Here is a 21323-nt window from a genome sequence, read left to right as displayed (position 1 = left end):
GTCCTCCTCACGCTCCGAGCATCGGAGCGGTACGGTGTTGCACTCCGGCGTCGGTCGCGCGCACGCGCACGGCCATCCGCCTCCAGGCGTTCGACAACTCCTCCGCGGGCTGGGGCGACGCCTTGCGACGCGCGGACAGACACGCGCGCCGCCAGCCGAGCCCCACGTCCCGCGCCACCCAGGCCTCGTAGTCCGCCAGCCAGTCCGCCAGCAGCGCGAGCCCCGCCCGCACCGCGCGGCGCTCCGGCCCGGTGACGGCCTCCCGCCAGGCGCCCACGTCCTCCGCGCGGAAGGCGGCGGCCCCCGCGCCAGGGCCCTCCACCCACCGGGGTACGAAGCCGTCGCGCGGCACGAAGAGCTTCGCGCCGCACGACTCACACAGCGCGCCGAACCCCCACAGCGTGAGGCGCCCCCCGTCCGCCAGCCGCCCCTGGTACGCGCTCTGCCCCTCCGCGCCCGGAGGCCGCGGCGTGCGCACGAGGCCGTGGCGCAGGAGCACGTTGCCCTCCGGGCAACGCACGTCCTGGCCCAGGCACCACATGGCCACGTCGAACAGACGGTCGCCATCACGGCGAACGTCACAGGGGAGTACGGCACCAGCAGGGACGGCATGCGGCGGGGACATGGGGCGCCTCGGGGGAAGACGGGGGGACTAGCTCGCGGCCTTCTTCGTCGTGGGCCCCACGCGGGCGGCCACCTCGCCGAAGAGCGCCTTCGCATCCGCGGGCGCGCCGCCGCCCTTGGTGAGCAGCGCGTTGACGGCGCGCACCAGCTTGGAGCGCACGCGCGGGGACACCGGGCGATCCTCGCGCGCGGCGGCCAGCTGCTGCTCGCTCAGGCCCCGGCCGCTGCGCGGCTTGTCCAGGCCCTTCTCCGCGTAGGGCTTCTGCTGGCCCTCCTTCTCACGGCGGTGCGCGGAGCGCTTGCGCTTGAGCACCCGGTCCTCCGCCGACTGCGCTTCAAGCTGGCGGGAGCGGCGCAGCAGCACCGCGGGGGAGATCTGCTTGTCGTCGAGGAACTGCTGGAAGACACCCATGTCTGACTCCTGAGGGGGGTTGCGAAGGGAGAGGCGGTTACTCGTGGTCGTGGTCGTGCTCGCCGCCCTCTTCGATGACGAGCGACACCGAGGACAGCGTCGAGGGCCCGAAGGTCAGCGTGTGCGTGCCCACCGTGAGGGGCACGACGTGGCGGCCCTGGATGTCGGTGCAGGTCTCGGAGCTGTTGGTGCTCTCCTCGAACTCCACCGTCGCGCCGCTGCCGTTGGTGACCTTCACCGGCACCGGGGCGTTGGTGAAGAGGATGTAGTCGGTGGCCTCGGAGACGGCGAAGGACACCGCGCCACCCTTGCCTCCGGCCACGTCCACCAGCGTGATGTCGTAGCGCGAGTGGTTGTTGCTCACGGCGGGCCCCGCGCCGGAGGCGACCGCGGTGACGCTGACGGCGGGGCCTTCCTGCAGGTGCTCGCAGCCCTCTTCATCGCCGGAGCCTTCGACTTCGGCGTCATCGCCACACGCGGACACGAGGAGCGACGCGGACAGGAGCAGCGCGGACAGCAGCTTGTTCTTCATGGTTTGGAACTCCACGGGGATGGACTGCGGGGACACCAGTCCGTGCACGCCCACGTCGAACCCGGCCCCGGAAGGGGACGGCCGAACGAGGGACGTGACAGGGCCTGGAAGGGGCTCAGCGGGGACGAGGCACGCGAGCGTTCGCGACCGGAGCAGCCCGGAGGCCCTTCGCTGGCATCACGTCACGTCAAGCGACGGGAACGCGCGCGAGCGAGGGCTCCGGAGCACCTGGCGCCTCCCGGACCGCGGACACACGCCGGGCGGGAACGACGGGCCTCGAGGGCTGGAATCAGGCGAGCGGAGGCGACAGCTTGGGCGCGAGTCTCAGCAGGGCGACGGGTGCCGCGTGGAAGCGGAACACCGCCAGCGCCGGACTGGAACGCGTGGAGACGGCCACCAGCATCGGGGCGGCTTCGGCCGGAGGCGGAGCCTCACGGCGCAGGGAGGCATGCTGACAATGGGCTTCCGTGCCATGCGGCACGGCCTGCTCCTGGGGTGCCTGGGCCACGCGCGCGTCGTCGAAGGAAGCTTGGGAAGCCTGGGAAGCCGCCCCCTCCGCGCCCGCCGAACCATCGCTGACGTGCATCACGTCCCCGTGCTCCAGGCACGTGGTGTGCTGCACGAGCGCGAAGTGGAGAACGCTGCCCACGTACGCCAGCACGCACACGAGCACCCACTGCCACGCCAACAGGCGCGACACGGGGCGGTTCGTGCTGGGGTGGCGTCGGAGGCGGCTCACATCCACTCAATCGCAGAGAAGCAACTGAGTTGTTTTAAGCGACCTCGTCTCCGGGCGCAAGCCAGGAGCGGATGCGCCCTGGGGTCCTCCAATGCGACATGGCCTCCCGGGGTGGGGCCGCCCCACGCCCGGCCGCCCTCCGGACGTCTGCCTCCAGGAGGCCGACCTGGGGAACAGGGTGGCGGGGCGCGGGTTGTGGACCCACGAGCCCCAGGGGTCGTAGGTTCCGCGCGTGCAAGAGTTCATGGATGTCCTGCGCAGGCAGGCACACTATTTCGGACCGGAGCTGGCGAAGCTGGCCTACCAGCGCGGCCTCGCGGTGACGAAGCAGGATGGCAGCACCCAGCCCATCCCCATCACCGCCACGCCCGTCATCCTCGACGCCGAGGAGATCAAACGCCGCGCGCTGCTGTCCGCGAAGCTGGCGTCCGCCACGCTGAAGATGGCGCGCGCGGTGCTCGCGGGCGAGGACCCGGACCGGCTGCTCGGCTCGCTGTCCCCCCTGGAGCGCACGCTGGCCGAGCGCACCTGGGAGCAGAGCCGCACGCTGGCGACGACGCGCGTGGACTACTTCGTGTCCGGGGGCCGCCCCTGGGCGCTGGAGGTCAACGCCACCATCCCGGCCATGCAGGGCTATTCGGACATCGCGGCGCGCACCTTCATTGAAGTGGTCGCGCGGCACCTGCGCTACCCGGAGAAGGGGCTCGCGGCGCTCCAGACGCTCAACGGCAACAACGCGCTGGCGCTCTACCGCGCGCTGCTGGACGGCTACGCGGCCGAGCGCGACGGGAAGCTGCCGGACACGGTGGCGCTGCTGTGCCGCAAGAACGACGCGCAGGTGACGGAGCTGCGCTGGCTGTGCGAGCGCTTCCGCGAGTTCGGCGCGGACGCGGACATCGTGCACCCGGAGGACGTGTCCGGCGACGACGCGTTCACGGTGAAGGGCAAGGCGTACGACCTGGTCTACCGCCACCTGTTCGTGCGCCGGCTGGAGCAGTCCCCCGCCCCGTGGGTGGAGGACTTCCTGGGCACGGTGCCCGGCAAGAAGGCGGTGTTCCTCAACCCGCCCGCCTCGCAGGTGGAGGTGAAGACGACGTTCGCGCTCCTGTCGCAGGCACTGACGGAGCCCGCGCTCGCGGACAGCGCGGGCCTCACCCCGGACGAGCTGGAGGCGGTGCGCGCGGCGGTGCCGTGGACGCGGTCCTTCCGCCATGGCCCCGGCACCGGCCCGGACGGCGCGAAGGTGGACGACATCGTGGCGCGCGTGGCCGGTGAGCCCGCGCGCTTCGTGCTCAAGCGCGCGTGGGACTACGGCGGCAAGGCGGTGTTCCTGGGCCGCTCCGTGGGGACGGTGCCGTACGAGGAGCGCACCCGGGGCGCCTACGGCGAGTCCCTGACGTGGGAGCAGCTCTGCGCGCGCGCGGCGGCGGACACCCAGGGCGGCGGCTTCGTGGTGCAGGAGGTGGTGGACACCCAGCCGGAGGAGCACCTGCTCTGCGGGCAGAACAGCGTGCTGCCCACGTCGTTCTTCGTCGACTACTCGGCCTATGCGTCGGTGGGCCTGACGAAGCAGCCCGCCTGGGGCGGGGTGTGCCGGGGCTCCATGTCGGAGATCGTCAACATCGTGGGCGGAGGGGGCGTGCTGCCGCTCATCACCACGGAAGTCGCCGCGAAGCTTTTGTTGGCCTGGAAGGCCCTTTAGAGCGTCCCCCCAAGGGTCGCGTTATATCGACACAGAGCGGCCGGGCAGCCGTCCCGGCACGAAAGGATACGCAAGCACATGGCGTGGGAATCTTCTGGTGGGTGGCACAGCGGGCGGGCGAGCGAAGTGGACTCGGTGCTGATGCAGGAGTCGCAGCGCGCGTTCATGACGCGCGTGCATGGCTGGATGTTCGCGGGCCTGGCCCTCACGGGCGTCATGGCGGCGTTGACGCTGGCCAACCCCGCGATGCTCCAGGCGGTGGCGCAGTACCGCATGGGCCTCCTGCTGGTGCAGTTCGGCGTGGTGATGGCGCTGTCGTTCCTGGCGCCCCGCATCTCCGGCCCGGTGGCCGCGGCGCTCTTCCTGGGCTACTCGGCCTTGACGGGCGTGACGCTGTCCGTGCTCTTCCTCATCTACACGGCGGGCTCCATCGCGCAGGTGTTCTTCATCACCGCGGCCGTCTACGGCACCATGGCCGTCTATGGCACCGTCACGAAGAAGGACCTGAGCGGCTGGAAGACCTTCCTCTACATGGGCCTCATCGGCATCGTCATCGCGGGCGTCGTGAACCTGTTCATGCGCAATGACGCGGTGTCGTTCGTCACCGCGTGCGCGGGCGTGCTCATCTTCGCGGGCCTCACGGCGTACGACATCCAGAAGCTGCGCGAGTACCACGCGGGCACCGGCTTCAAGAGCACCGCGACGGTGAGCATCGTCGGCGCGCTCACGCTCTACCTGGACTTCATCAACCTGTTCCTGTCGTTGATGCGCCTGCTGGGCAAGCGCCGCTAGCCCAAGGCCCAAGGCATCGCGGAACCCCGAGGCGGGGCGCGAGGCGGTTCCCTTCCGGGGGAGTCGCCTTCAGCGCTCCGCCTTCTTGTTGAAGGGCATCAGGAGCCGCTCCACCGGGCGGCCCTGCACCAGGTGCTCCTCCACGATGGTGGGCACGTCCTCCACCTTCACGCCGCCGTACCAGGTGCCCTCCGGGTAGACGACCACGGAGACGCCGAACGCGCAGGTGTCCACGCAGCCCGCCGCGTTGGCGCGCATGCCGCGTTTGAGGCCGCGCTTGTCCAGTTCCGCCTTGAAGGCGGCGCGGACCTCCTCCCCCCCCTTGGTGGCACAGCAACCCTTGGGGTTCCCGTCCGGGCGACGGTTGGTGCAGACGAAGACGTGACGTTCGAACGGAGGAGGCATGTCGGCCTCCTAACGCGGCCGGGCGTCGAAATCGACGCCGCCGTTCAGCAACCGACCGTCCCAGGCCCTCCCGCCACGCCCCTTCCTCGCCCCGGCGGGAGACCGGCCCTAGGCTGGGCGCACGGACTGACAGCAAACATCCGCCAGTGATCACGACCCCTTGGCCGAAGCCCCTCCCCCTCCAGCCTGAATTTGTAGTGTCATGACACTACATTGCCAGCAAAGCATTGGTTGCCACCGGCATGAGGGGTTCCTAGATCAGCCTTGGGTCAAGCCCACACCCCCTGCGCAGGTGAGCAGCGCCCCGGGTGTTCGCCTGACGGAGGACCCCCAAAATGAAGTATGTAAGCGGATTTTGAATACAATCTGTGGTGGGAGCAGGTGATGTTTGACGGACCCCGTGAGCGATCATATGGATCCGCCCGCCCGGCGGGAGGGCAGTCAGGCCCGGGCCCGGAGTCCAGCATCGGGACCGCTGGAACCTGCCTCCTTGATGCATCCGGACGTCGCCCCTTTCTGTCCTTCGGTGATCAACCAATCCCCTGGGATCTCGCGGCGTTGGCGATTCTGCAAATTTCGCATCCGTACTCTCAGTGAATCTGGAGGTGGGCGTCATGGAGAAGGAACTGGGCGGTAAGGCGGTGGTGGGGGGCAAGGAGCGTCGCGGGGCGAAGGTGAAGGGGAAGGCGGCGACGACGACGGGGCTGACCGTGGAGCGCTTCTTCACGACGCCCGGGGTGGACCCCGCGGACGAGCTGGCGTGGGAGTACCGCAGCGCGAGCATCAAGGGCGAGGACGGCAAGGTCGTCTTCGACCAGAAGGACATCGAGGTCCCCAAGTCCTGGTCGATGCTGGCGACGAACGTCGTGGCGTCGAAGTACTTCCGGGGCACGCCCGGCACGCCCGAGCGTGAGACGAGCGTGCGCAAGCTGGTGGCGCGCGTGGTGGACACCCTCACCCGCTGGGGCACGGAGGGGAACTACTTCGCGTCGGCGGTGGACCGCGAGGCGTTCCACGCGGAGTTGACGCACCTGCTGCTGCGCCAGAAGGCGGCCTTCAATTCGCCCGTCTGGTTCAACGTGGGCGTGGAGGAGCACCCGCAGTGCTCGGCGTGCTTCATCAACAGCGTGGACGACAACATGGAGTCCATCCTGGGGCTGGCCCGCACCGAAGGCATGCTCTTCAAGTACGGCAGCGGCACGGGCACCAACCTGTCCACCGTGCGCGGCAGCAAGGAGCTGCTCGCGGGTGGCGGCACGGCGTCCGGCCCGGTGTCGTTCATGCGCGGCTTTGACGCGTTCGCGGGCGTCATCAAGAGCGGTGGCAAGACGCGGCGCGCGGCGAAGATGGTCATCCTCAACGCCGAGCACCCGGACGTCCTGGAGTTCATCCGCTGCAAGTCGAACGAGGAGAAGAAGGCCTGGGCGCTCATCGAGGCGGGCTACGATCCGTCCTTCAACGGCGAGGCGTACGGGTCGGTCTACTTCCAGAACTCGAACAACTCCGTGCGCGTCACGGACGACTTCATGAAGGCCGTGGTGAGCGACGGCCCGTGGCAGACGCGCGCGGTGCGCGACGGCCAGGTGATGGAGACGTACAAGGCGCGGGAGCTGTTCCGGGAGATCGCGGAGGCAGCGCACCTGTGTGGTGACCCGGGCCTCCAGTACGACACCACGGTGAACGCGTGGCACACGTGCTCCGGCACGGCGCGCATCAACGCGTCCAACCCCTGCTCCGAGTACATGTTCCTGGACGACTCGGCCTGCAACCTGGCGTCGCTGAACCTGATGCACTTCCGCACGCTGGAGGGCGGCTTCGACGTGGCCGCGTTCAAGCACGCGGTGTCGGTGGTGCTGCTGGCGCAGGAGATCATCGTCGGCTTCAGCCGCTACCCCACCGAGCGCATCACGAAGAACAGCCACGACTACCGCCCGCTGGGCCTGGGGTACGCGAACCTGGGCGCGCTCCTGATGGCCACGGGCCTGCCGTACGACTCGCCCGCGGGCCGCAACTACGCGGCGGCCATCACGTCCCTGATGTGCGGCGAGGCCTACGCCACGAGCGCGCGCATCGCCCAGAAGCAGGGCGCGTTCGCCGGCTACGGCAACAACGCGGAGCCGATGCTGGGCGTCATCCGCAAGCACCGCAAGGCGGCCTACCAGCTCCAGGCGGACGGGGTGAGCGCGGAGCTGCTCCAGGCGCAGAAGCAGGCGTGGGACGACGCGCTGGCGGGCGGCACGGAGCACGGCTACCGCAACAGCCAGGTGACGGTGCTGGCCCCCACGGGCACCATCGGCTTCATGATGGACTGCGACACCACCGGCATCGAGCCGGACATCGCGCTCATCAAGTACAAGAAGCTGGTGGGCGGCGGCATGCTGAAGATCGTCAACCAGACGGTGCCGCTCGCGCTGGAGAAGCTGGGTTATCCCCAGACGCAGGCGCAGGACATCATCGCGTACCTGGACAAGCACGACACCATCGAGGGCGCGCCGCACCTGAAGCCGGAGCACCTGCCGGTGTTCGACTGCGCGTTCAAGCCTTCCAAGGGCCAGCGCAGCATCCACTGGATGGGCCACATCGAGATGATGGCGGCGGCGCAGCCGTTCCTCTCCGGCGCCATCAGCAAGACCGTGAACATGCCCACGGACTCCACGGTGGAGGACATCGAGAAGGCCTACCTGGAGGCGTGGAAGAGCGGCCTGAAGGCCGTCGCCGTGTACCGCGACGGGTGCAAGCGCACGCAGCCGCTCAACACCTCCCAGGACAAGCCCAGGGACGCGCCGCGCGTGGCGGCGGAGGCTGTTCCCGTGGTGACGCCCGAGCCCAAGGCGCACCGGCGCCGGCTGCCGGACGAGCGGCAGTCCATCACGCACAAGTTCTCCATCGGGGGCCACGAGGGCTACCTGACGGTGGGCATGTACGAGGACGGCACGCCGGGCGAGCTGTTCGTGGTGATGGCGAAGGAGGGCTCGGTGGTGAGCGGCCTGATGGACGGCTTCGCCACCAGCGTGTCGCTGGCGCTTCAGTACGGCGTGCCCATGCAGGTGCTGGCCGACAAGTTCTGCCACACCCGCTACGAGCCGAGCGGCTTCACCGGCAACCCGAACATCCCCATCGCCAAGTCCATCACCGACTACATCTTCCGGTGGCTGTCGTTGAAGTTCCTGCCCACCGCGCCGTGCGGTGACGAGGCGGAGGTGACGCCGGTGGTGGAGGCCCGTCCGGCGCAGGCGCCCCAGGCCACGGTGCCCACGCAGACGTTGCAGCTGTCCGCCATGAGCAGCTCACGCAGCACGTACCTGAACCAGGCGGACGCCCCGCCCTGCCACACCTGCGGCGCCATCACCGTGCGCAGCGGCGCCTGCTACAAGTGCGCGAACTGCGGCACCACCAGCGGCTGCAGCTAGGTTGCCTGACGGCGGTGCCCTCCTCCCGAGGGGGCACCGCCAGCGCTACTTCGCGGCGGTGGCGCCGGGGATGAAGGTGGGAGGGGCTCCGGTGCCGCTGCGTTGGCGCCGGGGCCCTTCGTCTTCTCAGCGATGCGGCGGGTTCACGGGAAGCGGTGGAGACGGGTGCAGATCTCCACGGCCCGGTCGGCGATGCGGCCCAACTCCTCCAGCATGTCGAGTTCCACCGGAGCGGGCCCGTTCTCCGCGACGAAGAACGCCACGGGCTGACCGCGCGCGTGCAGCGGGAAGACGAGCAGGTGCGACTCGGCCTCGCACAGCGCGGAGAAGATGGCCTCGTCCTGGGGGCCCTGCGGCGCGTTGAAGACGCTGGGACTGGGGCCCTTCAGCGCGGACGCGAGGAGCGACGGCGCGTCCAGGTCCACCTTGAGCGCGGTGACCTCCGGGCGCTCGCTGCCCGGGCCCCAGGCGCGGCCCACGCGCGCGAGTCCGAAGCTGTCTCCCAGCAGGAAGGCGCGGCGGAAGCGACCCGCGCTGTAGGCCAGCAGCACCTTGCCGACCATGCCCTGCGAGTCCGCGGTGTCCAGCGCGCTGAGGACCTGATCCGCCGTGACGGTGGGGCCGTTCGGGGGCGTGTCGGTGGAAGCACTGGCGGCGGCGAGCAGGGCCTGGGCGGTGTCGAGCGACTCGGAGGCCTGCGGCTGCCAGGGGTGCTGCATGAACTCCCACGCGGAGGCCAGCGCCACGCCCCCTTCGCTTGCGGCCGGCGTGGACGTGGCAGGGACTTCCAGGTCGACCACGCGGTCCGCCCAGGTGGTCTCCGCGCTGTGACCCACGGGCCCCTCCCCTTCCCCGCCCTGCCAGCCCACGAACTCCCAGGTGGAGGCCAGCTGCATGGGCTCTTCGGAGGACGCGGGAAGGTCGTCGAGCGAGATGGGCGTCCGCTCGCGCGCCGGAGCCGGCGCGACCACGAGGCGCGGCTTCGGTGGCGCGGTGTCCTCGGGGACGGTGGGCGACTGGGGCTCCGTGTCGCGGGGGGAGTCCTCCAGGGCCTGAGCCGGCTCGGAGGTCACGGCTTCGGGCTCCACCGCCATGGCGGCGGGCGCCGTGGATGCGGGCTCCGACGCCGCAGTGGTGACAGGGAGCGCCTTGGAAGCAGGCTCGGACTCCGCCGTGGTGATGGGGAGCACCTCGGAGACGGGCTCGGAGTTCGCCGTGGAGGTAGCGAGCGCCGTGGAGGCGGACTCGGACTCCGCCGTGGTGACGGGGAGCACCTCGGAGACGGGCTCGGAGTTCGCCGTGGAGACAGCGAGCGCCTTGGAGGCGGACTCGGGCTCCGTGGTGACAGGGAGCGCCGTGGAGGCGGGCTCCACGCTCACGGGTTCCGCCGCGAGGACTGGCGGAGCTGACGGAGGCGGTTCCGCATCAGTGACCAGCGCGACGTCGAACTCCTCGGGAAGTTCGGTTCGCGAAGCCTCGGTGGACGGGGACGTCTCCGAGGCAAGTGCCGTCTCGGTGGGCTCCGCGGCGGCCTTCGGCGCGACGGCGACCTGCCACGGCTCCGCGGACTCCGGCGCCGCGACGGCGGGAGGTGGGAGGATATCGGGCGGCCGGGGCGACTCCCCCGCCAGACTGAACTCAAGCGCATCGGCATCGACGTCTTGCGCGGCCGGGGCAACCACGACCGGAGGCGCCGTGACTTCGAGCGGGAGCGCCACGGCTTCGGAGGGGGCCGGCGTGCCGGAAGGAGCAGGCACCGGCGCGTCATCCGGCGCGAGCCAGGGGTCGAACTGCGCCAACTGCTCCTTCTCGGAGGAGGTCGGAGGGGCCGTGAAGACAGACGCGTCGAGAACGGCGGGCACCGGCTCCTCGACTTCGACAGCAGCCGGTGCGGGAAGTGCCGCTGCTTCGCGCACTTCTGGCTGCGATGGCGGCGCGTCGGGCAGGTCCTCGAACTCCATCGCTTCGAACAACCCACCGTCGTGGCTGGCGGAGGATGCGTCGCCTGACGGTGCCTGGATGGGGGCTGCCGGGCTCGGGCTCGCCTCCGCCGTCGCCGCGCCCTTCAGCGCAGGAGCCTCACTGACCGGGGATTCTTCCGTGAAGAGATCCCAGCCCTGCTCCGCCACCTCTGGCGCCGGGACTTCGTGCAGACCGGACGACGTCACGTCCACGTCTTCGAGGATGTCCGAGTCGAGGGCGTCCCCGGCGAGGACGGCGGGAGGCGTGGGAGCCTTCGCGGAGGGGGCAGCGGCCAGTGCGGGAGAGGACTCGGGTTCGGCGTCGAACGACTCGGGGATCAGGATGTCGTCTTCGTCTTCGACCAGCTCGGCTTCCAGCACCAGGTCGGACAGCGGCGGGGGCTGGGCCTTGGGAGCCGCGCCAGGACTGGCGTTTGTGATTCCTGCCTCGGTGCGAGGGAGGGTGTTCGCGGCAGGATTCGCCGCGACCGGGACGCCCGACGTCCCACCGGAGGCGCCCCCAGGAGCGCTCTCGAAAGACCAGTCATCCGCGATGTCTGACAATGCATCGGAGCCCGCGGCCCCAAGCTCACCCTGAGCGAGCGCAACCGGAGGAGTTCCCGCGACGGGCCCACTCCGGGAAGCAGCGTTGGCGACGCTCTCCACGGATGGGGCTGAAAGACCATTCGACGGTCCAGGAGGCGTCCCAGCAATGACATTCGCCCCACCCTGGCCGGAGGAACCAGGCGAGGCGCCAGACAGCGCCCCAGCAATGACACCCACCCCGCCCTGGGCAGCAGCGCTTGGCGAGGCACTCCCGGGAGGCGTTCCCGCGAGGGCATTCGCCCCGCTCTGCGCAGGCGCCGCCTGGGCAGCAGCGGACTGCATTCCTCCCGGAGAGGAAGCCGTGCCCTGTGCAGGCGCCGTCATCGGAGCAGCAGCGGACTGCGTTCCCCCCACAGAGGAAGCCGCGAGGGCATTCGCCCCACCCGCTCCGCCCTGTGCAAGCACGGGAGCGCTACCGGGAACAGCGGCGGCCGGCATCCCACCCGGTCCCGCCAGTCCCGGACGAGGCTGCGCGACGGATGACGGAGCACCAGCGGGCGGTCCCTGTCGCGGAGGTGCGCCAGGAGGCGGCGGCCCCACCGGCCTGCCCTGCGCGGCGTTCGGAGGCACAGCCCCCGGCGGTCCTCCAGGGCGAGGAGCACCCGCGACCGGGATCCCCGTGACCGACGACGGACGCCGCCCAGGCCCCGGAGGAACAGGCCCCGCGCCAGCAGGAGCCGCCACTCCAGGAGGCGGAGCGCCCGGAGCTGGCCGGGGCGCCATTCCCGGAGGCATGCCCCCCGGTCCCGGAGGCGGTCCCGCCCGAACCATCCCCGGAGGCAGGGGTGCCCCCGGAGGCCCTGGCGGACGCGGCGGCATCGCCGGTCCCGGCCCTCCCGGGGGACCCGCGCGCATCCCCGGAGGCGGCGGCTTACCCACCGCGGGAATCCCCACCACTGACGGAGGACGAGCCCCCACGGGCCCCGGCGCCCCGCGCGCGACCATCCCAGGCGGAGGTGACCCCGGCGCTCCCGGAGGAGGCATCGCCCGCGCAGGCGCTCCACCCGGCCCGGCAGGAGGCGCACCCGGGCCCGCGAGCACCGGCGGCCCACCCTGCCGCACCACCATGCCCGGAGGCTGCGCCGTCACGACCGGAGGCGCCGCCACGGCCGGGGCCGGTGCGATCACCGGAGGACGCGCGGGCTCCAGCATGGGAACCCCACCCGGACGGAACGCCTCGTTCCCCGGCGGCGGCCGCACCGGCTCGCCCATGACGATCTGCGGAAGCTCTTCCTCCTCCGGGCTGTCGAAGGACAAGCCGGACGCGCTGGCGATCTCCGGCACCGCGTCCTCCGCCGCCGAGTCGTCACTGTCGTCGCTGAGGAACTGTCCCGGCGCCAGCCCCCCGAACATCGCGGGCAGCTGCGGCTCCGGACGCACCGGGGCGGCAGCGGCAGCGGGAGCCGGCATGGGCGGCAGCGGCACCGTGGCCACGGACACCGAGCGCCGGATGGGCACGGGCGCGGGCGCCGGCAGGGCCCGGTGCGGACGGTCGATGCCGTAGTGGCGCGCTTGGTACTGGAACAGCCGCAGCTCCGGCGTGACGTACGGCACGATGCGCATCCCGGTGATGAACCCGAGCGCGTCCGTGGTCTGGAGCTCCAGCGGGTTCGCCATCGCGACCTTCAGCCGCCGGCCCTCCACCGCCAGCGGGAACGCCTGGTGCTTCTCCGCCTGGTCCGCCGTCAGCAGCTTGAGCGTCGCCTCCGTGACGGCGTCGAAGTCCGCCTCCATCGCGACGGGGAAGTGGGTCAGCTCCCCCAGCACCATGCCCACCGTCTCGATGTCGAGGAACCCCAGCTCCACCAGCCGGGTGCCCAACCGGCCCCCGTGGATGAGCTGCACGCCCAACCCCTGGTCGAGCTGCGCCTGCGTCAGGAGGCCCTTGCGGACCAGGGTGATTCCAAGCTTGTCGGCCATGTACCGACGGATTCTAGACGGCTTCGCGGCAGGTGGAGAGGGTGCGCAGAAATACGACTTCCGCGCCTTCCCTGCCCGCCTGCTCGGTCCAACGCGCGGGCCCGGGTGGGCCCCGGGGACTCAGTACGCGTTCTTCGACAGGAAGCCGCCCAGCGCGGTGCGCAGGAGGATCTTCAGGTCCATCAGCAGCGACCAGTTCTCGATGTAGTACAGGTCGTACTCGATGCGCTTCTGGATGGACGTCTGGCCGCGCAGGCCGTTGATCTGCGCCCAGCCGGTGATGCCCGCCTTCACCTTGTGGCGCAGGTGGTAGCGCGGAATCTGGCGCTTGAACTCCTCGATGAAGACGGGGCGCTCCGGCCGGGGCCCCACGAGGCTCATGTCGCCGCGCAGGACGTTGAAGAACTGGGGCAGCTCGTCCAGCGAGTACTTGCGCAGGAACGTGCCCACCGGCGTGCGGCGGGCGTCCACGGCGCTGGCCATGGTGGCGCCCTGCACCTCCGCGTCGATGCGCATGGTGCGGAACTTGAGGATGGGGAAGGTGCGCCCGTCCATGCCCATGCGCTCCTGGCGGTAGAGGATGGGCCCCCGGCTCGTCACCCACACCAACAGCGCCGTCACCGCCATCACGGGCGCGCTCACCAGGATGGCGAGCAGCGAGAACAGCACGTCGAACACGCGCTTGGCCACGCGGCTCCAGCCGTCCATGGGGTCGCCCTGGAGGCTGATGATGGGCAGGCCGCCGAACTCCTCCAGGCCGCCGTACAGGGTGATGTACTGGTACAGGTCCGGCACCACCTTGACGTCCACCGTGCGCAGCGCCAGCTGCTCCATCAGCGGCTTCACCTGCGCCTGGTCCTCCAGCGGCACGGCGATGATGACCTGATCCACCGGGTGCGCATCCAGGTACGCCTCCACGTTCTTCACGTGGTCCACCACGCGCACGCCGCCCACCCACTGACCGACCTTCTCCTCCGCCATCGACAGCACGCCCATCACGCGGAAGCCCAGCTCGCGGTGGCTCTCCACCGTCTCGATGGTCCGCAGCCCCAGGTCCCCCGCGCCGATGACGAGGATGGACTTGAGGTTGTAGCCGCGCCGGCGCACCTCGCTGAGCACGTGCCGGAAGGCCAGCCGCGACAGCGCGATGAGCGTGAAGGCGTAGACGACGAAGATGGCGATGGTGAGTCGCGAATAGCGCTCGCGGATGAAGTACGTCACCGCCACCAGGACGAGCGTCGCGGTGATGGTCGCCTTGAAGAGCTCGAACAGCTCCCCCATGTGCGTGCGCGAGCGGTTCGTCGCGTACAGCCGGGCCTGCTGGAACGTCACCGGGAAGATGATCAGCACCATCAGCAGCGAGACGAACGTCTCACCCGGCGGAGGGACGCCCTCCGTGACGGGCATGACGCCGCTGAAGCGCGTGAAGTACGCGAGCACGAACGCCACCGCGAGCATCCCCGCGTCGGCGGCGACCTTGATGGACGTGTAGAAGCGCTGCAGGCGACCGAACACCGCGGTGACTCCTGTCGGAAGGACGGGGGGGGAAACCGCCGCTTCCATTGCAAGACGCGCACCCTCAAGTCAGGGCCTCGTCACCTGCCCGACACCGCCCCCCGCGCGGCGTCCTAGCATGGCTTTTCCCGTAAAACCAACGGGTTGCCCCGGAGGGCAGCCAACACTCGGGGTGGGAGACGGCGGACGGGCCTCGGGAAAGTGGGGACGGGGCGGACAGCCCTGTCACACCGCCGGGGAGGACGGGGTCAGACCCAGGAGGGTGTCCACTTCGGCCTGGATGGCCTGCTGGAAGCGGGCGCGGCCAAAGCGCTCGGCCTGGGCGCGGGCGTCCTCGGGGCGGAAGGAGGGCTCCCAGGCGTCGAACTGGCGCACGGCGGCGGCGAGGGACGCGGGGGTCTGTTCGGGGAAGAAGAGGCCCGTCCTGGGGGTGACGGTCTCCAGGGCGCCGCCCTTGCCGAAGGCGATGACGGGGCGGCCCGTGGCCTGGGCTTCCAGGGGGGTGATGCCGAAGTCCTCCTCGGGGGTGAAGAGGAGCGCGCGGGCGTCGCGGTAGAGGGCGGGGAGCGCGGCGTCCGGGACGTTGCCGAGGAAGCGGATGTGGGGCGGCAGCGGGCCCGACGTGAGGCGCGCGGCCTCCTGGCCGGTGCCCACGACCCACAGGGGCGTGGAGAGGGTGCGGAAGGCCTCCAGGGCGACGTCCAGGCGCTTGTAGGGGGCGAAGGCGCCGAGCCACAGGAAGTAGCCGCCCTGCCCTCCTCCCTGGAGGGGCATCTGGGTGAAGCGCTCCAGCTCCACGGGGGGCGGGACGACGGAGGCCTCGCGGCCCCAGAAGCGCTGGATCTTCCCGGCGATGTGCTGGCTGTTGGCGACGAGGCGGTCCACGCCGTCGGTGGAGGCGCGGTCCCACGCCTGGAGGTAGGGGCGCACGGCGAGGGCGGCGGCGCGCACGGGGAGCCTGGCGCGGCCGGGGCCGAAGTAGTCGTCGAACAGGTCCCACATGTACCGCATGGGCGCGTGCACGTAGCTCAGGTGCGGCACGCCGGGCGGGGCGTGGATGCCCTTGGCGACGCAGTGGCTGGAGGACAGGACCAGGTCGTAGTCCCCGGTGATGCGCAGGGCTTCGATGGCGTGGGGGAACAGCGGCAGGAAGTGGCGGTAGCGCGCGTGGATGCCGGGGATGTGCTGGAGGAACGACGTGGTGATGCGTCGGTTCTCGATGCGCGGGGGCTGGCTGCCCGGCTGGTGGATGAGGGTGTAGAGGTCCGCGTCGGGGTACAGCTCGCAGAGGGCGTCGAGGACGCGCTCTCCGCCGCGGTGGGTGACAAGCCAGTCGTGGACGAGGGCGACCTTCACGGGGCGCCTTCTAGCACTGTGTGGTAGGCCAGGGGACGTGCCCTCTGTCCTTCTTGACCTGCGAATGGTGCGCGGTCAGCTCCACGGCATCGCGCGCTACGCGCTGGAGCTGGCGCGAAGGTTGCCGGGGCTCGCCCCGGACCTGGAGTTCTCCGCCCTCGTCCCGGCCCAGGGGTTGCCGGACGGGCTGGGTGAGCTGACGCCGAGGATTCCGCTGCACCGCTCCCGGGCGGGCTACCTGACGCCACTGGAGCAGCCGCTGCTGGCGTATGAGCTGACGAAGCTCAAGCCGGACCTGTTCCACGCGACGTCGTTCTCGCTGCCGCTGCTCTGGCCGGGGCGGTTGGTGGCGACGCTGCATGACGCGAACCACCTGGCGCTGGCGGACCAGTACACGCCGGTGCAGGCGATCTATTACAAGGCGGTGGTGGGGCCGCGGGCGCGCACGGCGTCGGCGTTGATCACGGTGTCTGACTTCTCCCGGGAGGAGCTGGGGAAGTATCTGAAGATGTCGCCGTACCGCTTCCAGGTGATCCACAACGGCGTGGACCCGCGCTTCCAGCCACCCTCGGCTGGTGAGGCGAAGGCGTTCCGGGAACGGCATGAGCTGCCGGAGCGGTACGTGGCGGTGGTGGGCAACGCGAAGCCGTTCAAGAACCTGGCGATGCTGGGGAAGTTCGCGGCGGACCTGCCGGTGCCCCTGGTGCTGCTTGCCGGCAAGGGCGCGGTGGCTCACGAGACGGGGCTGCACGAGAACGTCATCGACCTGGAGGAGTTGCCGGAGTCGGAGATGGCACTGTTCTACGGGGCGGCGGCGGTGCTGCTGGTGCCTTCGAAGTACGAGGGGTTTGGGTTGCCGGCTTTGGAGGCCATGGCGGCCGGGTGCCCTGTGATAGCTGCGGATGCAACAGCGTTGCCGGAAGTCGTGGGCAATGCGGCATTACGGCTGGATCCCAACGACGCATTTGCTTGGCGTGATGCCACGCTGCGTGTGCTTCGGGGTGACGCCCTGCGCAGGGAATTGCGAATGCTGGGCCGAGAGCGCGCCGCGCGGTTCACTTGGGAAGACTGTGCCCTACGCACACTAAATGTTTACCGACGCACAAAAAACCAACCACACTCCAGCGCAACCACTCACGAAACACCATGAACGACAACGATTTCCCTGAAGACACAGACGAAGACATCGACTACGAACACGCCGACGACATTGACTTCTCAATTCTCACAATGCACTGGCGCTCCCTAACAATATTTGAAGACGATCTCTTCCTGGGAATGCAAGGGATGAACATCGGAATCACAGATGGACTCATCACACAATGGGAGCACGAACTCCTCCGCGAGTACAATGAAATCGAAAAGACACCTCTAGAGACAGCGATGACCGTCTCAGCCCTTTCTCAAATGTGGACATTTGCCTTATACGAAGTCATGCGAATCTGGCGAGACCGAATTTACAGCTATAAGAAATGGCACAAAAACGGTGGAATCAATGTCGTGCTAGAAAAACTCGGAACTGACGATGACATCAACTTCACGAGAGACGTCAAGAAGCAGCAACTTGAGCGCTATCGAGACGACGATGCCTTTCGCAACAAATCCAACGACGAATGGGACCATTTTGAACCCGTCTTCCGAATGATCGAACTCCTCCGGATGAACTTGGCGAAACACGCCGCCCCCGGCAATGACTCCATGTACGCACGAGCCCCAGGCTACGGACGAATCAACATGTGGTGCGGCGCAATGGACTTCGAAGTTGTCGACAAAGAAGGCAACTACCAGCACATGAACAGACGCAACCTAGCAGATGCGCTACGGGCAGCATTTAAGAAAATCAAAGCCTAACAGAAAATCTCAGAACACAGTGTTAACACAAATACCAAGCTGCTAAGTGCATTCAAGCCAATAGCGCACACTTGCAATTATGACTTACGGCCGCAGGCGAGAACCTCGCCGGCCTCTACGCGCTGGTCGCCACCTGCGAGGCCAATGGCGTCAATCCCGAGGACTACCTCGCCGACGTGCTGCTGCGTGTCCAGACGCACCCGAGCGCCCGCATCGGCGAGCTGCTGCCGCATGCGTGGAAGCGTCTGCGCGCCGCCGACGCATCCCAACGCCTCGCGTCTTAATCCGTCGCACCACTCGCCGAGCACGCTTTCCGTCCGCCCTCAAGCGATCCGGCACGTCGTTGGCCGGACGGTTACGTTGTGACGGCGTGAACCTTCGTTGAAAAACCTCCTTGAGAACACCCCGAGCATTTCTTCGGCCCCCCCCTTTTCCGCGCGAGGCGTCCTGGTGTGCTCGGACGACGGAGGCGTCCGCGAGGGAGCCGCGCTCATCGACTTCAAGCCTCAAGGCTTTGAAGATGGCTTCCCAGCGTCCGGCCTGCGCCCAGCGGTGGAAGCGGCTGTAGACCGTCTTCCAGTGGCCGAATCGCTCAGGCAGGTCCCGCCACTGCACTCCCGTCTTCACTCGCCAGATAACGGCATTGATGAAGTCGCGGTCCCCACGCTTCGAGGGAGGGCCGCTGCGCGAGCCCAGCAAGGGCTCGATGCGGCTCCACTCGACATCGCTCAGCTCATGTCGGCGCACAGCCAGCGTTGTTCACGTCCGACGCTGGCTGGCAACCTCCGGATGCCTTCTGACGCCAGGTCCAACTCGGGTGTTTGATCCGCCGGGTTGACTTTCGGACCAGAGATCAGGGACAGCTCCTAGCTGAAGCGACCTGGGCAAAGGCACTGGACCGTCGCTTCAGCGGACGCACTGGCAGCTGCACGCAAGTCAATGTCACTCGGTGCTTCGGTTCGCCTTGATACTGGCAAACATTTTGTCCGCCTAGAGTAGGGCTTTGATGCTCGCGATGTCTTCGGCCTGGAGGATGTCTCTTTGAGCTTGATAGATTTCGGGACGTTGCAACTGCTTGTTCACATGGTCGACAAATTCCCTACGTGTAGCTTCGCCGAGAATCACGCATTGTTTCAGAATGCGGACAAGGACATCCATCATGGCCTGAAGGTGCATAACAGGGTCTTCGCCTAAAGCCGCGAAAGTCTTACCAGCATGGACGAGGCCGTTTCTGACCTTATAGCTGCGACTATACCTCGCATACAGCGCCTTGAAATCAACCTCATCCGCCGCGACGGCGCTCGCGCATATCCAGAATCTTTGTTGGCTTCCTTTGCGCTTGCCGGGATTACAGAGGCCGTCGATCGCATAAACCATGTGCAGGAATGCGGCTTCGGGGTCGACGAGGTAAAAGGCACGGCCTGCTGATCGGATCGCCGACTTCATCGCCAGAGCCATTTCGTCGGTGCGCGCGCCGTCGATAACGTCGGAGTATGGCGCCAACTCGATACTCGCCTCTTCCCCCACCTCGAGGCCCAACCAGTTGTTACTGACACGCAGCACCGAAGGTTTTCCGCCATAGTTGTTTGGCTTGTAACGGCGCGTTTGAGGCTTAATGTAGACTTCAGCGAATTCACCAACCCAGCCCGCCTTGTTCGGAATGTATTCGAGCCGATGCCAATTGCAAAAGGCGAGACGTATAGGGTCGACCGCGCTGTCGGCATCCTCGATTACGAAGGCAATTAGCTTATCCTGCCCCCGCACTGATTGCGCTGCCTCAAGGAGTAGTGAGGCCGGTATTTTGAGCTTACGCTCAATAAGGGGATAACCCAGCATTTTGGCGGTGCCGTCTGTATTCTTTAGGTATGGATGCCAGCCCGGTGTGATATCCGCCTCCTTCTCGTCACACAGGATAGCTCCCCACGGATGTCCAGACAGTGGGACCTCCTCACCATCGACGGGTGGATGGATGCGGGTATTGCCATCCGCGACCGGTGCCAACAGGCGTAATCCCTCGATCGGCGTAAGGCAGATGCAGTCAATGAGTTCGGCCCCCACAATTGCGGCTAGCTGGGCCGTAAGGGCCGATCCTTCTTTCGCGGCTTCGATTTCCAGGAAGGGCAGACAGGCCCGGAAATCGACAAGAGCCTGGACCGCATCCTCCGGGTCCTTTCGAAACGTGATTCCATCGCCCTCCGGAAATGCACTCGCCCAATATCCTTTTGCCCTTAACGCAGCTAAACCTTGGGAAAGGGCGGATTCAAGGTCGTGCGGAAATTCTATGTACCACATGAGGTTGCCGGAGACGTCTCCACGTTGCCCCAAAAGAAGCGCCTTCATTTGAAATTCCTCCACCGTATTGGCCTGCGTGCAGATGTGAATACAGGGCGGGCGCGTCGTAGCCTCCAGCTCACAGAAACGTCTCCCGCCCGTCACGACAAACTGGTATCGTTGCCGGTCGTCTCTTCGAGAAGCAATAGGCAACTCGTTGAACCGATGAAATCGATCGGCGCGAGGTCAAGTTTGGGGTGCCAAGTAAATAACCAGTGGCCGAATTCGTCAAAGGACATTTCTGGAGCCTCCTGACGGCGCAAATGGCCGAGCAGCCGGGCAGGACCCAAAACATTTTCGCTGCCGGTAGTGCTGAGAGCCACCGATCTCGCGATGCTGCTGCATCCAGTCAGCACAAAGAGCAGAACAGGAAATCAACCATCGAAGCAGCACTCGGAATCTTCCTGGAATGTCTTGAATCATGATTCTGTTGACGAGTATTTCGGTGTATCGAACGTGCAAGTCAACTTGCTTCCATCCAGATAGAGATAGACAAACTGTCCCTTCACCTGGATGTTATTCACCCGCTCGAAGGTCACAGAACCCTCCGCCGGGCGTCCTGGCCGGATGTAGCCGGTTCTTGCTTCCTCCGACGTGTAGACCCTGCCTGACCATTCCGTCACCACCGACTCGTCCTGCGGGCCCATCCCATAATCCCCCTTCGGCACCAGCTTCGTCGTGTTCGGCCTCTCGATCAGCGCCCCATCCTCCAGGCGGATGTCCACGCCGAAAGCCTCCACGTCGTCATCGATGCCTGGTGTTTCATATTCCAGATGCACATGGACCTGGTCCTTTCCGCCCCTGTCGGCTGCGATTCGCTCCAACCAGGATCCATCTTTGAAGATGGGCCACCGCACGCTCTTCCCCAGGTGGTTCCCCCAACACTCTCCCTCGGCCTCGGCGTCGGGAAGCCAGTAGCAACCGGGGGCGAGCACGCTCCAGACGCAGACCGCGAGCACCGTGCGTGGAAGGGATGGGTTCATGCGCACATCATAGGCCAGGAAAATGGTGGGACTGGCGGAAGATACACGGCCAGTCCGGATGCCCAGCCTGCTCCCTGACGGTCCGCGTCTGTAGCTGCCTGTCTTTGAGTGCGCAACGACGGTGTCTCTGCTTCCGGGAGCGCGTGGATCATCGGTATCCTGCGCCCCGTTCGCGCCCCGTTGA

The 21323-nt window shown here is 67.8% G+C and carries 16 protein-coding genes and 2 pseudogenes; 6 read left to right on the top strand and 12 right to left on the bottom strand.

The features are described from left to right. Positions 1-7: 7 nt before the first annotated feature. The 4 genes from OV207_RS24705 to OV207_RS24690 form a co-directional block, all read right to left on the bottom strand. Complete coding sequence (locus tag OV207_RS24705) at positions 8-541, bottom strand: hypothetical protein (RefSeq protein WP_267557647.1); 534 nt, start codon at positions 539-541, stop codon at positions 8-10. A 111-nt stretch (positions 542-652) separates the two neighbouring features. Next, positions 653-1036, bottom strand: coding sequence for a hypothetical protein (locus OV207_RS24700; protein ID WP_267557601.1), 384 nt, complete (start codon positions 1034-1036; stop codon positions 653-655). A 37-nt stretch (positions 1037-1073) separates the two neighbouring features. Next, complete coding sequence (locus tag OV207_RS24695) at positions 1074-1568, bottom strand: hypothetical protein (protein WP_193429156.1); 495 nt, start codon at positions 1566-1568, stop codon at positions 1074-1076. A 289-nt stretch (positions 1569-1857) separates the two neighbouring features. Continuing rightward, positions 1858-2307, bottom strand: coding sequence for a hypothetical protein (locus OV207_RS24690; protein ID WP_267557600.1), 450 nt, complete (start codon positions 2305-2307; stop codon positions 1858-1860). Positions 2308-2539: 232 nt separating this feature from the next. Here OV207_RS24690 and OV207_RS24685 point away from each other — a divergent pair, with 232 nt between their 5' ends. Continuing rightward, complete coding sequence (locus OV207_RS24685; protein WP_267557599.1) at positions 2540-4009, top strand: hypothetical protein; 1470 nt, start codon at positions 2540-2542, stop codon at positions 4007-4009. Between the two features lie 78 nt (positions 4010-4087). Then, on the top strand, positions 4088-4801 hold the full coding sequence (locus tag OV207_RS24680; protein ID WP_193429154.1) for a Bax inhibitor-1/YccA family protein: 714 nt from the start codon (positions 4088-4090) through the stop codon (positions 4799-4801). Between the two features lie 69 nt (positions 4802-4870). Here OV207_RS24680 and OV207_RS24675 read toward each other — a convergent pair whose 3' ends face one another. Beyond that, the gene (locus tag OV207_RS24675; protein ID WP_193429153.1) at positions 4871-5206 is read right to left on the bottom strand and encodes a (2Fe-2S) ferredoxin domain-containing protein; all 336 of its coding nucleotides are present in this window, start codon (positions 5204-5206) and stop codon (positions 4871-4873) included. 614 nt (positions 5207-5820) lie between these two features. Between OV207_RS24675 and OV207_RS24670 the strand changes: the two genes are divergently transcribed. Next, on the top strand, positions 5821-8616 hold the full coding sequence (locus tag OV207_RS24670) for a vitamin B12-dependent ribonucleotide reductase (protein ID WP_267557598.1): 2796 nt from the start codon (positions 5821-5823) through the stop codon (positions 8614-8616). Between the two features lie 143 nt (positions 8617-8759). Here the strand turns inward: OV207_RS24670 and OV207_RS37690 are convergent, their stop codons facing one another. From OV207_RS37690 to OV207_RS24650, 3 genes are all read right to left on the bottom strand, one after another. Continuing rightward, positions 8760-13103, bottom strand: a complete 4344-nt coding sequence (locus tag OV207_RS37690) for a hypothetical protein (protein WP_324291562.1) — start codon at positions 13101-13103, stop codon at positions 8760-8762. Positions 13104-13223: 120 nt separating this feature from the next. Then, positions 13224-14618 carry an undecaprenyl-phosphate glucose phosphotransferase gene (locus OV207_RS24655; protein ID WP_267557597.1) on the bottom strand — a complete coding sequence of 465 codons (1395 nt, stop codon included), beginning with the start codon at positions 14616-14618 and terminating at the stop codon, positions 13224-13226. 225 nt (positions 14619-14843) lie between these two features. Continuing rightward, positions 14844-15974 (bottom strand): glycosyltransferase, encoded by a 1131-nt coding sequence (locus OV207_RS24650; protein WP_267557596.1) that lies wholly within the window; start codon positions 15972-15974, stop codon positions 14844-14846. A gap of 64 nt (positions 15975-16038) precedes the next feature. On the opposite strand from OV207_RS24650, the gene OV207_RS24645 reads away from it, so the two are divergent. The 3 genes and pseudogenes from OV207_RS24645 to OV207_RS24635 form a co-directional block, all read left to right on the top strand. After that, positions 16039-17124, top strand: a complete 1086-nt coding sequence (locus OV207_RS24645) for a glycosyltransferase family 4 protein (RefSeq protein WP_267557595.1) — start codon at positions 16039-16041, stop codon at positions 17122-17124. After that, positions 17121-17825: a hypothetical protein gene (locus tag OV207_RS24640; RefSeq protein WP_267557594.1), complete on the top strand. Its 705-nt coding sequence runs from the start codon at positions 17121-17123 to the stop codon at positions 17823-17825. The genes OV207_RS24645 and OV207_RS24640 overlap by 4 nt, the downstream gene beginning before the upstream one ends. Positions 17826-17917: 92 nt before the next feature. After that, positions 17918-18109: pseudogene (locus tag OV207_RS24635) on the top strand (transposase domain-containing protein); the annotation flags it as partial. Between the two features lie 136 nt (positions 18110-18245). On the opposite strand, the pseudogene OV207_RS37820 reads toward OV207_RS24635, so the two are convergent. The 4 genes and pseudogenes from OV207_RS37820 to OV207_RS24620 all read right to left on the bottom strand — a co-directional run. Then, positions 18246-18572: pseudogene (locus OV207_RS37820) on the bottom strand (IS5 family transposase); the annotation flags it as partial. Between the two features lie 243 nt (positions 18573-18815). Further along, entirely contained in the window at positions 18816-20165 is a 1350-nt protein-coding gene (locus OV207_RS24630; RefSeq protein ID WP_267557593.1) for a hypothetical protein, read from the bottom strand. Between the two features lie 92 nt (positions 20166-20257). Continuing rightward, entirely contained in the window at positions 20258-20479 is a 222-nt protein-coding gene (locus OV207_RS24625) for a hypothetical protein (protein WP_267557592.1), read from the bottom strand. A gap of 96 nt (positions 20480-20575) precedes the next feature. After that, positions 20576-21139 carry a hypothetical protein gene (locus OV207_RS24620; protein ID WP_267557591.1) on the bottom strand — a complete coding sequence of 188 codons (564 nt, stop codon included), beginning with the start codon at positions 21137-21139 and terminating at the stop codon, positions 20576-20578. Between the last annotated feature and the right edge of the window lie 184 nt (positions 21140-21323).

Source organism: Corallococcus sp. BB11-1 (assembly GCF_026626625.1).
Lineage (GTDB): Bacteria > Myxococcota > Myxococcia > Myxococcales > Myxococcaceae > Corallococcus > Corallococcus soli.
The sequence above is the reverse complement of the archived record's forward strand: the minus strand, read 5'-3'. Positions and strand labels throughout refer to the sequence as shown.